15 protein-coding genes are annotated in these 12,338 nt (G+C 68.5%); 10 read left to right on the forward strand and 5 right to left on the reverse strand.

Features of this window, described 5'->3' with window-relative positions:
• Positions 1 to 102 precede the first annotated feature (102 nt).
• The 10 genes from ACWIDZ_RS09620 to ACWIDZ_RS09665 all read left to right on the forward strand — a co-directional run bounded on the left by ACWIDZ_RS09620 (position 103) and on the right by ACWIDZ_RS09665 (position 7,528).
• Positions 103 to 1,290, forward strand: a complete 1,188-nt coding sequence (locus ACWIDZ_RS09620) for a deoxyguanosinetriphosphate triphosphohydrolase (protein WP_453990203.1) — start codon at positions 103 to 105, stop codon at positions 1,288 to 1,290.
• Positions 1,291 to 1,376: 86 nt separating this feature from the next.
• Positions 1,377 to 2,174 (forward strand): SPOR domain-containing protein, encoded by a 798-nt coding sequence (locus ACWIDZ_RS09625; RefSeq protein ID WP_453990205.1) that lies wholly within the window; start codon positions 1,377 to 1,379, stop codon positions 2,172 to 2,174.
• 13 nt (positions 2,175 to 2,187) lie between these two features.
• Positions 2,188 to 3,237, forward strand: a complete 1,050-nt coding sequence (gene nagZ, locus ACWIDZ_RS09630; RefSeq protein ID WP_453990207.1) for a beta-N-acetylhexosaminidase — start codon at positions 2,188 to 2,190, stop codon at positions 3,235 to 3,237.
• A gap of 17 nt (positions 3,238 to 3,254) precedes the next feature.
• A complete protein-coding gene (locus tag ACWIDZ_RS09635) occupies positions 3,255 to 4,079 on the forward strand; it encodes a segregation and condensation protein A (RefSeq protein WP_453990209.1) in 825 nt (274 codons plus the stop codon).
• Complete coding sequence (scpB, locus tag ACWIDZ_RS09640; RefSeq protein ID WP_453990211.1) at positions 4,076 to 4,756, forward strand: SMC-Scp complex subunit ScpB; 681 nt, start codon at positions 4,076 to 4,078, stop codon at positions 4,754 to 4,756. The genes ACWIDZ_RS09635 and scpB overlap by 4 nt, the downstream gene beginning before the upstream one ends.
• 154 nt (positions 4,757 to 4,910) lie before the next feature.
• On the forward strand, positions 4,911 to 5,282 hold the full coding sequence (locus ACWIDZ_RS09645) for an AtpZ/AtpI family protein (protein ID WP_291777558.1): 372 nt from the start codon (positions 4,911 to 4,913) through the stop codon (positions 5,280 to 5,282).
• A 5-nt stretch (positions 5,283 to 5,287) separates the two neighbouring features.
• Positions 5,288 to 6,076, forward strand: coding sequence for a F0F1 ATP synthase subunit A (locus tag ACWIDZ_RS09650; RefSeq protein WP_291777561.1), 789 nt, complete (start codon positions 5,288 to 5,290; stop codon positions 6,074 to 6,076).
• 58 nt (positions 6,077 to 6,134) lie between these two features.
• Positions 6,135 to 6,359: a F0F1 ATP synthase subunit C gene (locus ACWIDZ_RS09655; protein WP_003168985.1), complete on the forward strand. Its 225-nt coding sequence runs from the start codon at positions 6,135 to 6,137 to the stop codon at positions 6,357 to 6,359.
• Positions 6,360 to 6,440: 81 nt separating this feature from the next.
• Complete coding sequence (locus tag ACWIDZ_RS09660; RefSeq protein ID WP_291777570.1) at positions 6,441 to 7,013, forward strand: F0F1 ATP synthase subunit B family protein; 573 nt, start codon at positions 6,441 to 6,443, stop codon at positions 7,011 to 7,013.
• Positions 7,013 to 7,528, forward strand: a complete 516-nt coding sequence (locus ACWIDZ_RS09665; RefSeq protein ID WP_453990214.1) for a F0F1 ATP synthase subunit B — start codon at positions 7,013 to 7,015, stop codon at positions 7,526 to 7,528. Before ACWIDZ_RS09660 ends, ACWIDZ_RS09665 begins: the two co-directional genes overlap by 1 nt.
• Positions 7,529 to 7,640: 112 nt before the next feature.
• Here ACWIDZ_RS09665 and ACWIDZ_RS09670 read toward each other — a convergent pair whose 3' ends face one another.
• The 5 genes from ACWIDZ_RS09670 to gcvH form a co-directional block, all read right to left on the reverse strand.
• Positions 7,641 to 8,111, reverse strand: coding sequence for a DUF6789 family protein (locus ACWIDZ_RS09670; protein ID WP_291777576.1), 471 nt, complete (start codon positions 8,109 to 8,111; stop codon positions 7,641 to 7,643).
• Positions 8,112 to 8,228: 117 nt separating this feature from the next.
• Positions 8,229 to 8,633 (reverse strand): PGPGW domain-containing protein, encoded by a 405-nt coding sequence (locus ACWIDZ_RS09675; RefSeq protein ID WP_312219998.1) that lies wholly within the window; start codon positions 8,631 to 8,633, stop codon positions 8,229 to 8,231.
• Between the two features lie 171 nt (positions 8,634 to 8,804).
• A complete protein-coding gene (gcvPB, locus tag ACWIDZ_RS09680; protein WP_453990217.1) occupies positions 8,805 to 10,382 on the reverse strand; it encodes an aminomethyl-transferring glycine dehydrogenase subunit GcvPB in 1,578 nt (525 codons plus the stop codon).
• A gap of 15 nt (positions 10,383 to 10,397) precedes the next feature.
• Entirely contained in the window at positions 10,398 to 11,744 is a 1,347-nt protein-coding gene (gene gcvPA, locus ACWIDZ_RS09685) for an aminomethyl-transferring glycine dehydrogenase subunit GcvPA (protein ID WP_453990219.1), read from the reverse strand.
• A 118-nt stretch (positions 11,745 to 11,862) separates the two neighbouring features.
• Complete coding sequence (gcvH, locus tag ACWIDZ_RS09690) at positions 11,863 to 12,228, reverse strand: glycine cleavage system protein GcvH (RefSeq protein WP_453989478.1); 366 nt, start codon at positions 12,226 to 12,228, stop codon at positions 11,863 to 11,865.
• Positions 12,229 to 12,338 lie beyond the last annotated feature (110 nt).

Genomic DNA, 12,338 nt, shown 5'->3' on the forward strand with positions numbered 1-12,338 from the left:
GTCGCGGGCTGATTCTGTGGATTGGACGGTGCTCACGGCCCTCTATATGAGGGTCTGACAGGCGTTCGCAAAGGCCTGTCGCCATCACGAAGTCCCGCCGTCTTGAGCCAGACCCGCGCCCCCTACGCCGAAAACCCCGCCGCCAGTCGCGGCCGCCGCGTTTTCGAGCCCGCCAGCCGCACCCGCACCGCCTTCGCCCGCGATCGCGACCGCATCATCCACGCCACCGCCTTCCGCCGCCTGAAGGAGAAGACCCAGGTCTTCGTCGCGCATGAGGGCGACCACTACCGCACCCGGCTGACGCACAGTCTGGAGGTGGCGCAGATCGCCCGCTCCCTGGCCCACGCCCTGCGGCTGGACGATGATCTGGCCGAGACGGTCGCCCTGGCCCACGACCTGGGCCATCCGCCGTTCAGCCATGCGGGCGAGGACGAGCTGCACGAACAGATGAAGGCCTTCGGCGGCTTCGACCACAACGTCCAGAGCTTCCGCGTCGTGACCGAGCTGGAGACCCGCTATCCCGGCTTCCCCGGCCTGAACCTGAGCTGGGAGACGGTCGAGGGCGTGGTCAAGCACAACGGCCCGGTGGCGCACCAGCTGTCGGACCCGGCGTGGAAGGCGGTCGCCGCCTATGCGCCGGGCGGGGCGGCCGACTGGGACCTGCGCCTGGGCACCTTCGCCTCGCTGGAGGCGCAGTGCGCGGCCATCGCCGACGACATCGCCTATAACAACCACGACGTGGACGACGGGGTGCAGGCGGGGCTGTTCAGCCTGTCCGATCTGGCCGACGTGCCGCTGATCGGGCGCTGTATCGCCAGCGCGCGCGCCGACTGGCCCGATGTCGACGAACGGATGCTGCGGCTGGAGGCCGTGCGCCGCATGATCGGCGTCATGGTCGACGACGTCCTGACCGAGACCGAGGCCCGTCTGGCCAAACACCGCATCGAGACGGTCGAGGACGTCCGCAAGGCGCCCGAGACCCTGGTGCAATTCTCGCCCGGCATGATGGCGGAACTGGCGGTGCTGCGCCGCTTCCTGTTCGAGCGGATGTATCGCCATTACCGCGTCAACCGCACACGCAGTCAGGCGCGTCGGGTGCTGGCCCAGCTGTTCCAGCTGTTCATGGCCGAGCCGGAGGTCATGCCCCCGGAATGGCAGGCCTCGGCCCTGACCGACGACCGGGACGCGCGGGCGCGGGCGGTGTGCGACTACATCGCCGGCATGACAGATCGTTACGCTATCGAGGTGCATCGCAAGCTGTTCAGCCTCGACCTCGCCCTCGATCTGTGATTCGAAACCCGCCGGGGGCGGGTTAGACTGAACATCTCCGTGCGCCGATTCGCGCGCGGGTCATTGAGACCACCAAGGCGCGACCCATGTCCTACGACGACGATCACCGAGGCCACCCCAACGCCGGCCGCGACCGGGGCGCCTATACGCCGCCGACCGACGACGACCTGCCCTTCACGCGCGGCGGCTACGACCCGCGCCGGGCCCCGGCCGCCAAGTCGCCGCCGATCACCCTGATCATCAGCGCGGTCGTCCTGCTGCTGCTGATCGTGGCCGTGGTGGTCTTCTATCGTTCGGGCGTGCGCTCCTCGACGGATGCGCCGCCCGCCGTCGGCACGCCGGTCGAGAGCATGAAGGTCGAGGCCCCGCTGGACGCCCAGCCGGTCGACCCGGAAGCCGACATCCGCGTCTATCGCGACGGCGGCGCGCCGACCGACGCCGCGCCGACCTTCACCCCCGGCCCGGAGGAGGTGCTGCCGCGCCCCGCGCCGACGACCCCGGCCGCGCCGGTCGAATCCTCGACCCTGCCGCCCGCCGCGCCCGCGCCGGCGACCAAGGCTCCAGCCGCGCCTGCGCCCGTAGCGCCGGCTCCGGTGACGAAGGCTCCGACCCCTGCGCCCGCTCCGGCCCCGGCCGCGACGGGCGGGTCGTCGGGCGTGCAGATCGGCGCCTTCTCCTCGACCGCCATCGCCGACCGTGAATACGCCGCCGTCGCCGCCCGCTTCGGCCAGTACGCCTCGGGCGCCGAGAAGCGCGTGCAGGAGGTGACGACGGCCTCGGGTTCGACCGCCTACCGCACCACCTTCACCGGCATGAGCCGTGAGCGCGCCGTCGCCTTCTGCAATGCGCTGAAGGCCGCGGGCCGCGACTGCATCGTCCGCTAAGGATCGCGCAAGCATGACCTCCGCCGCCATCTACGGCTGTTCCGGCCACAGGCTGACGGCGGAGGAGCGCGCCTTCTACGCCGAGGCCAGGCCCTGGGGCTTCATCCTGTTCCGTCGCAATGTGGACAGTCCTGAGCAGGTCAAGGCGCTGGTGTCCGAACTGCGCGACAGCGTGGGCCGGGACGATGCTCCGGTCCTGATCGATCAGGAGGGCGGCCGGGTCCAACGTCTGGGCCCGCCGCACTGGCCGAAATATCCGCCGGGCGCCGCCTATCTGAAGGCGACCAACGACCCGGCGGCGGCGCGCGAACTGGTGCGTCTGGGCGCGCGGCTGATCGCCCATGACCTGCGCGACTTGGGCATCACGGTCGACTGCGTGCCGGTGCTGGACGTGCCGGTGCCGGGCGCCCACGACATCATCGGCGACCGCGCCTATGCCCAGGATCCGGCGACCGTGACCCAGCTGGCCCGCGCCGCCGCCGAGGGTCTGCTGGCGGGCGGCGTCCTGCCGATCATCAAGCACATTCCCGGCCACGGCCGCGCCTTTTCGGACAGCCACCACGACCTGCCGGTGGTCGAGACGGCGATCGAGGAACTGGACGCCTGGGACTTCGCCCCGTTCAAGGCCCTGTCGGACATGCCGATGGCGATGACGGCCCATGTCGTCTTCACCGCCGTCGACGCCAAACGCCCGGCCACGACGTCGAAGAAGGCCATCCGCCTGATGCGCGAACGGCTGGGCTTCTCCGGCCTGATCCTGTCTGACGATCTGTCGATGCAGGCCCTGTCGGGCACGCTGACCGAGCGGGCCGAACAGTCGCTGAAGGCGGGCTGCGACGTGGTGCTTCACTGCAACGGCGACCTGAAGGAGATGGCCGCCGTCGCCGAGGGGACGAAGAAGCTGAAGGGCGAGGCCAGGCGCCGCGCCGAGGCTGCGCTCAACCGCATCGTCCGCACGCCCGAGCCGCTGGACGTCGCCGAGGGCCGCGCCCGGCTGGAGGCGGCGCTGAACGGCCGCTTCGACGCCTCCAAGGGGCCGGACGTCGGCGAGGCGCAGGCTTAAATGGCGGGGGAGGGCGCATGACCGAGGCCTTCCAGCCGAACCTCGACTTCACTGCCGTCGAACAGGTCGAGGCGCAGGAGGCCTTCGTCGTCGATCTGGAGGGCTATGAAGGCCCTCTGCACGTCCTTCTGGCCCTGGCGCGGACGCAGAAGGTGGACCTGCTGAAGCTGTCCATCACCCGTCTGGCCGAACAGTATCTGGCCTTCGTGCATGAGGCGCGGCGGCGGAATTTCGCCCTGGCGGCCGACTACCTCGTGATGGCGTCGTGGCTGGCCTATCTGAAGTCGCGCCTGCTGATCCCGCGCAACGAGAAGGACAAGCCGGAGGAGCCGCCGGCCGAAGAGATCGCCGCCGCCCTCGCCTTCCGCCTGCAGAAGCTGGAGGCCATGCGCACGGCGGTGGAGGCCATCACCGGCCGCCCGCAGTTGAAGCGCGACGTCTTCACGCGCGGCGACCCGCAGGCGACGGTCATCATCCCGTCCGACCGGGTGGACGCCAGCCTCTATGAGCTGATGAGCGCCTATGTCGCCCAGCGCCGCCGCGAAGAGCGCCGCAAATACGCCCCCGGCCAGCGGGTCGAGGCTTTCCAGTTGGAGGCCGCCCGAGACTGGCTGCGCGAGATCATGCCGCGCCTGGCCGAATGGACGCCGCTGGAGCGCGTGGCGCCGCAGAAACCGGAGGGGCAGGAAGGCCCCAGCCAGGCCAGCTATACCGCCTCTACCCTGTCGGCCAGTCTGGAGCTGGTGAAGGAGGGCGGCATGGACATCCGGCAGGAGCGGCCATTCGACGCGGTGTGGCTGAAGCGCAGAGGGCTGGGCCAGCCGCTGGAGCTGACGCCGTGACCCTCGACTTCACCCCGGACCACCTCGAGATCGAGCGCCGGGTCGAGGCCCTGCTGTTCGCCGCCGCCGCGCCGCTGTCGTTGGCCGAGATCGCGCGCCGCCTGCCGGAGGGCGCAGACGTCGGCGGGGCGCTGACCGCGCTTCAGGAACGCTATCAGGGACGCGGGGTCGAGCTGGACTGCGTGGCCGAGCGCTGGCGCTTCCGCACGGCGCCCGACCTCGGCTTCCTGATGACCGAGGAGCGCGAGGAGCCGCGCCGCCTGTCCAGGGCTGCGCTCGAGACGCTGGCCATCATCGCCTACCACCAGCCCTGCACCCGCGCAGAGATCGAGAGCGTGCGCGGCGTCTCCCTGTCCAAGGGCACGCTGGACCTGCTGCTGGAGATGGACTTCGTGCGGTTGCGCGGGCGGCGCCGCACGCCGGGACGGCCGGTGACCTACGCCACGACCGACCGCTTTCTGGAGCATTTCAGCCTGGCCAGCCTCTACGATCTTCCTGGCGTGCAGGAGATGAAGGCGGCGGGCCTTCTGGACCTATCCATGCCGGTCGGTTTCGAGGTGCCGGACCCATCGCGCGTGGGTGACGAGGAGGGCGAGGACCTGCTCACGGGGCTGGACGACGCCGCGCCCGAGTTCGCCCAGGATTTCGTCAGCGAGGACGAAGAGTCGCAACCGTGACCGGGACGGAACGTCGCGCCCCCAAGAAGCGCCGAAAAGTCATGGACTTAAGTCCAAGGCGCGCCGCCTTGACCTGAGACCGTCTCGCCTATAGGTTCCGCGCCGAAATTCAGACCCGTTCCGGCCCTGCGCCGGGCGCTGAGCGAACAGGCCCATGTCCCCGACGAAGGAATCGCGCGAAGAGGCGATCAAACGCCTCCACGAAAGCGCATCCGCACTGGAGGCGAAGGTTCAGGCGGACAAGTCCGTCGAGGTCGCCGCGCAGAAGGTCGTCGGCCAGGCCTATCGTATCATCGCCGAACTGCTCGGCGGGGTGTTGATCGGTCTCGCACTTGGTTTTGGCGTCGACCGGCTGTTCGGGACGACGCCGATAGGCGTTGTGGGCGGGGTCCTTCTGGGCTTCGCCTTATCGGTTTATATGGCGCGCCGCACAGCCAATCGGCTGATGGCGCAGGCCAAGGCGGCGGGCGTGCCCCAACAGGGCGAACCCATCGTCGAGGCTGACGAAGAAAACAGGGAACGATAGGCTTAATGGCCGGTCCGATTGAACAATTTGAGGTCAAGCCGCTCGTCGAGTTCGGCACGGTCAATGTTCCCGTCCTGGGCGAGCAGGTGATCGCCATCACCAATTCGCACGTGGCCATGACCATCGCCTTCGTGGGCGTCGTCGGCTTCCTGACCCTGGCGACCTCGGGCGCCAAGGTGGTGCCGGGCCGGATGCAGGCCGCGGGCGAGAGCCTGTTCGGCATGGTCGACAACCTGGCCAACTCCATCATCGGTCATGAAGGCCGGAAGTATTTCCCCTTCGCCTTCACCATGTTCCTGCTGGTGCTGACGATGAACCTGCTGGGCATGTTCCTGACGTTCACCGCCACCTCTCAGTTGGCCGTGACCGCGACCCTGGGCCTGTTGACCATCCTGGTGGTCATCACGGTCGGCATCGTCAAGAACGGCGTCGGCTTCCTCAAGCTGTTCTGGCCGACGGGTGCGCCGCTGCTGTTGCGGCCGATCGTCGGCGCCATTGAGTTCGTCTCCTTCCTGCTGCGTCCGGCCACCCTGGCCCTTCGTCTGTTCGGCAACATGCTGGGCGGTCACGTGGCGCTGAAGATCTTCGCCCAGTTCGTCGTTCAACTGGGCGCGGTGGCCATCGTCACCGGCGGCCTGGCCTACGCCTTCATCCCCGTCGCGGCCCTGTCGCTGGGCATGGTGGTGGCGATGACGGCGCTTGAGTTCCTCGTGGCCTTCCTTCAGGCCTTCGTTTTCACCGTTCTGACCTGCATCTACCTCAACGATGTGGTCAACCTGGGCGAGGGCCATTAAGGCTCTGGTTCAGCACTAACCCCACCCTCCAACGCTCCAAAGAACTAGGAATATCATCATGGACGCTGAAGCCGCCAAGTACATCGGCGCTGGTCTGGCCACCCTCGGCATGATCGGCTCGGCCCTGGCCGTCGGCAACATCTTCGGCAACTTCCTGGCCGGCGCCCTGCGCAACCCGGCGGCGGCTGCCTCGCAAGTCGGCAACCTGTTCGTCGGCGCGGCCCTGGCCGAAGCCCTGGGCATCCTGGCCTTCGTGCTGGGCGTCCTGATGATCTTCGGCTGATCCCAGCCCACGATCTTTCAGAATAGACGGCGCGCGGGCCAGTCCTGCGCGCCGTTGTCCTGACTTAGCGATAGACGGTTCATGGCCATCACCCCCACACACGACGTTCAGATCCCGGCGCACGGCGACCTTCATGCGGAGACGCAGGCGGCGGCCGAACATGCCTCGGGCGGACTGCCCCAGTTCGAATTCCAGCATTGGGCCGGCCAGATCGGCTATCTGCTGATCCTGTTCGTCATCCTCTATGTGCTGGTGGCCAAGGTGTTCACGCCGCGCCTGCGCAAGGTGATGGACGAGCGCGCCCAGACCATCGACAGCGCCATCGCCGCCGCCCGCTCGGTTCAGGCCGAAGCCGCCGAACAGGCTGAGGCCGCCCGCGCCGAGGTCGAAAAGGCCCGCGCCGACGCCCGCGCCACCGCCGCTGCCGCCAAGCAGCGCGTCACCGAAGAATTCAACGCCCGTCTGGCTGCGGACGAAGCCGTGGTGAACGCCCGCATCGCCGATGCGGAGAGCGCCATCGCCAAGACGCGCGACGCCGCCATGACCAATGTCGCGACTATTGCGGCCGATGCCGCCGGCGCCATGCTGGACCGTCTGACCGGCTCCAAGGCCACCGACGCCGAACTGGCCGCCGCGATCAAGGGAGCCGTCTGATGCCCGCCTTCCTGACCAGCCATTTCTACGACATCGCCAATCCCGAGCTGTGGGTCGCCGTCGGCCTGCTGATCTTCATCGCCATCGTGGTGATGGCCGGAGTGCCCAAGCTGGTCGCGACCAGCCTGGACGCCAAGGCCGCTAAGATTCAGGGCGATCTGGACGAGGCCGCCCGCCTGCGCGCTGAAGCCGAAGCCATGCTGGCCCAGATCCGTCAGGAGAAGGCCGAGGCCGAGGCTCAGGCCGCGGACCTGCTGGCCACCGCCCAGGCCGACGCCAAGCGCCTGGAAGCCGACGCCAAGGCGCGGATCGAAGAATCGACCGCTCGCCGCCAGGCCCTGGCCGAGCGCCGCATCGCCCAGGCCGAGGCTGAGGCCGCCCAAGAGGTCAAGGCCGCAGCCGCCGACCTGGCCGCCAAGGCCGCGCAACAGATTCTGGCGACGCGCATCGCCGGCGCCAAGGCCGACCCGCTGATCGACCAGGCCATCGGCCAGATCGGCGGCAAGCTGAACTGATCGCCTCTGGCGTCGAGTCGGCCCCGAAAAGCATCAGGCCCCGCCGGCGACGGCGGGGCCTTTTGCTTGTCCGGATCCGGTTGTCGGGATCGAGACGTCTAGTGCGCCGGGGCTAGTGGGCCGGGGCGGCTCCGATCGGGGCCGCGCCGCGCTTCTCGCGCTCGACCAGCCGGGCGTAGACATTGCCCAGGACGGCGCCGAAGACCATGTGCAGCGCCAGCATCCACCCGAAGGTGCCGAAGCCGGAAGAGCCGGTGAAGGTCCGGTAGTCGCCGACCATGGTGATGAACAGCATCATCGCCACCCAGGCGCCGACGGCGAAGACGATGCCCTTGGTGATGGGCGTGGCGGTCGGCAGCCGCGGATAGGCTATGCCGAACAACGACCCCAGCACGACGGTGCCCATCACCAGGTGAATGGCCCATCCGGCGGCCATGTTGCCCGGCATGCCGAACATCTGGGCCACGACCCCCGGAAAGGGATCGAACAGGTGATTGAGGAACAGATTGACGAGCTCAAGCACGGAAACCGCGACGGTAGCGACGAAGCCGGCGATGATTCCCTTTTTTACGCGTGACATCATGTGAACAGCGCCTCCCAACGCTTTCAACTTCGAGACTACGCAAGGAAGAGCATACGCCGTTCCGGGCGGAAACGGCGTGAACGTCGTTCACATTGCCGTGTTTGCCTTGGCTTGGCCTTATTGTCGAAAGGCGCGCCAAGCCCGGCGCAGGCGACGGCGGAAGCGGGCCAGGGGGCGACGACGACGGCGCAGCACCATCTTCTCGGCGCGCAGGGTCTGCTGCCAGAAGACGGGAGCGATCTCGGGCTTCTTCCGCATCAGGCGGCGGAAGGGATAGACCCATTTGGGTCGGGCGCGCTGGGCGCGGATGAACTGACGCTTGGCCCACCAGGAGTTGCGCAGGACGATGACGAGACCCAGGGCGATGACCGGCACGCCGCCGGGGCCGGGCAGGGGCGCAATCAGCACGCCGAGCAGGATGACCACGAAGCCCACGGCCATCAGGGCCAGGCGACGCAGACGCCGCGCCAGCCCCGGACGGGGCGGCGGAGGCGGGCGCAGCGATGGCAGGACCAGGGTCACGGGGCGGCGTCTCGAGCAAGGATTCGGCCAGGGAGGGCCGACAATCAGTAAACGCACGAGACAAGGCCGAAAGGCGGCGTCGCCATGACGCTTTCGTAAGTCGGCCCAGAAATGCAGAACGCCGTGTCCCGAAAGACACGGCGTTCCCTGAACTCAGGCTTGCAGGCCCGATCAGCCGGCGCGGTTGGAGCCTTCCGGCGCGGCCCAGCGCAGGCGCGGCGAACGTGCGGCGCGGGTTTCGTCCAGACGCCGCAGGGGCGCATGGAAGGGCGCGCCCTTGAAGCGTTCGACGTCGCCGGCCTTCGCTGCGCCCGCCAGCAGGCGCATGGCCTCGATGAAGCGATCCAGTTCGGCCTTGGACTCCGTCTCGGTCGGCTCGATCAGCATGGCCCCGTGGACGACCAGAGGGAAATACATGGTCATCGGGTGGAAGCCCTCGTCGATCATCGCCTTGGCGAAGTCGAGCGTGGTGATGTCCGTGCCCTTCAGCCATTCGTCGTCGAACAGGGCCTCGTGCATGCAGGGGCCGTCGGGGAAGGCCGGGCTCATCAGGTCTTCGAGGCGGACCTTGATGTAGTTGGCGTTCAGCACGGCGTCCTCGGCCACCTGACGCAGGCCGTCGGAGCCGTGGGACATCATGTAGCTGAGGGCGCGCACATACATGCCCATCTGCCCCTGGAAGGCGCACAGGCGGCCAAAGGCCTGCGCGGCCTCGTCTTCCTCGCGCTCGACCAGCTTGTAACCGTCGCCCGTGTTCACGACCCAAGGGGCGGGGGCGAAGGGGGCCAGGGCCTCCGACAGCACGACCGGACCGGCGCCGGGACCGCCGCCGCCGTGCGGCGTCGAGAAGGTCTTGTGCAGGTTGATGTGCATGGCGTCGACGCCCAGGTCGCCGGGGCGCACCCGGCCGACGATGGCGTTGAAGTTGGCGCCGTCGCAGTAGAAATAGGCGCCCGCCTCGTGGGTCAGGCGGCTGATCTCCAGGATGTCGCGCTCGAACAGGCCGCAGGTGTTCGGGTTCGTCACCATGATGGCCGCCACGTCCGGACCCAGCTTCGACGCCAGATCGGCTACGTCGACGCGGCCGTCGTCGGTCTGGGCCACTTCGACCACCGAATAGCCGACGAAGGCTGCGGTGGCCGGGTTGGTGCCGTGCGCCGAGGTCGGGACCAGCACCTTGCGGCGCTGCTCATGCTCGCCCTTGGCCTGGTGGGCGGCGCGGATGGCCATCAGGCCGCACAGTTCGCCGTGGGCGCCGGCCTTGGGCGACAGGGCCACCGCAGGCATCCCCGTCAGCGTCGTCAGCCAGCGGGCCAGTTGGTCCATCAGCTCCAGCGCGCCCTGCACCGTCGACTGCGGCTGCAGCGGGTGAATGTCCGAGAAGCCCGGCAGGCGCGCCATCTTCTCGTTCAGGCGCGGGTTGTGCTTCATCGTGCACGAACCCAGCGGATAGATGGCCAGGTCGATGGCGTGGTTCTTCTGGCTCAGGCGCACATAGTGGCGCATGGCCTCGGGCTCCGACAGGCCGGGCAGGCCGATCGGGTCCTTGCGGACCAGATCGGCCAGGTCCGAGCCGTCGGTCTTGGCTTGCGGCAGATCGACCCCGGTCTTGCCCCAGCCTTCGCCCTCGAAGATCAGCGGCTCGTCCTGCAGCAGGCCGCGCCCGCCGGTCAGGGTGGCGGGCTTGTAGGAAGCGTCCGAGGCGGCGTTCGGGGCGGTCGGGCGGCCGACAGTGTTCATCGTGCTCATGGTTCCAATCTCCCCTTAGGCGGCCAGAACCTTGGCGAGCGCACCCGCCAGGATCTTGATGTCGGCGTCCAGCGTCGTCTCGGTGGCGGCGACCAGCAGGACGTCGTCGAGACCCGCATCAGGGTTCAGGCGGCTGTAGGGCACGCCGCACAGGACGCCGTTGTCGGCCATCGTCTGCACCACGTCAGCGGCGTTCTTCGGCAGCTTGACCGCGAACTCGTTGAAGAAGCGCGGGGTCAGGATCTCGACGCCGGGAATGGCGGCCAGGGCGTCGCGCGTGGCGAGCGCCTTTTCGTGGTTCAGCAGGGCCAGCTGGCGCAGGCCCGTCTCGCCCAGAAGGCTCATGTGGATGGTGAAGGCCAGGCAGCACAGGCCCGAGTTGGTGCAGATGTTCGACGTCGCCTTGTCGCGGCGGATGTGCTGCTCGCGCGTCGACAGGGTCAGGACGAAGCCCCGCTTGCCCTCGGCGTCCACCGTCTCGCCGCAGTAACGGCCGGGCGTCTGGCGCAGCAGCTTCTCGCGGGTGGCGAACAGGCCGATGTAGGGGCCGCCGAAGTTCAGGGCGTTGCCGATCGACTGGCCCTCGGCCGCGACGATGTCGGCGCCCATTTCGCCGGGCGACTTCAGCAGGCCCATCGACACGGCCTCGGTCGTCACGACGATCAGCAGGGCGCCCGCAGCGTGGGCGGCCTCGGCGATCTTCGTCACGTCGGTGGCGGTGCCGAAGACGTTCGGGGTCTGGACGACGACGCAGGCCGTGTCCTTGTCGATGGCGGCGATGACGGCGTCTTCGGCGTCGACGGCGGGCGCCAAAGCCTCGGTCTCGACGCCGACGGCGTGGACCACGGTCTCGGTCGCCTTGACGTAGTGGGGGTGGACCCCGCCCGAGATGACGGCTTTGTTGCGGCGAGTGACGCGGGTGGCCATCAGCACGCCCTCGGCCATGGCGGTCGAGCCGTCATAGAGGGAGGCGTTGGCGACTTCCATGCCGGTCAGGTTCGCGACCTGGGTCTGGAACTCGTACAGGTACTGCAGGGTCCCTTGGGCGATTTCCGGCTGATAGGGGGTGTAGCTGGTCAGGAACTCCGACCGCTGGATCACATGGTCCACCGTGGCCGGGACGTGGTGCTTATAGGCCCCGGCGCCGCAGAAGAAGGGCACGGCGCCCGCCGTGGCGTTCTTGCTCGCCATGGCCGAGAGGGCGCGTTCGACCTCCAGCTCGCCCGCCACGCGGGGCAGGTCTACGAAGCCGTCGCGGCGCGCGGCCTGCGGCACGTCGATGAACAGGTCGTCGATGGATTTGGCGCCGATGGCGGCCAGCATGGCCTCACGGTCGTCGGGCGTCAGGGGGAGGTAGCGCATTCTATATTCCGCTCATCCCCGCGGAAGCGGGGACCCAGGTTTAAGCTTCAAACACCGCTGCTTGACCCCAAGGAACTGGGTCCCCGCTTCCGCGGGGATGAGCGGAGAGGGGAGACCTTTAGAGGGTGGTCAGGTAGGCGTCGTAGGCGGCCTGATCCATCAGGCCGTCCAGCACCGAGGCGTCGGACACCTTGATCTTGGCGAACCAGCCTTCGCCTTCGGGATCGGCGTTGACGGTTTCCGGGGCGTCGGCCAGGGCGGCGTTGCCCTCGATCACTTTGCCCGCGATGGGGGCGTAGACGTCCGAGGCGGCCTTGACCGATTCCACGACGGCGAAGCTGTCGCCGACCGAGACGGTCTTGCCGGCTTCCGGCGTCTCGACGAACACCACGTCGCCCAGGGCGTCAGCGGCGTGCTTGGAGATGCCGACCGTTGCGACGTCGCCGTCGAGGCGAACCCATTCGTGATCCTTGGTGAACTTCATCTTGGTCTTCCCTTTTGTCGTCATCCTCGGGCTTGACCCGAGGATCGAGCCCTGGAGCGGGCGGTTGGTCTAGAACTTCCAGCGTCGAGCGGCGGGCCGCCCGGCCCTCG

The organism is Brevundimonas sp. NPDC055311 (genome assembly GCF_053645695.1).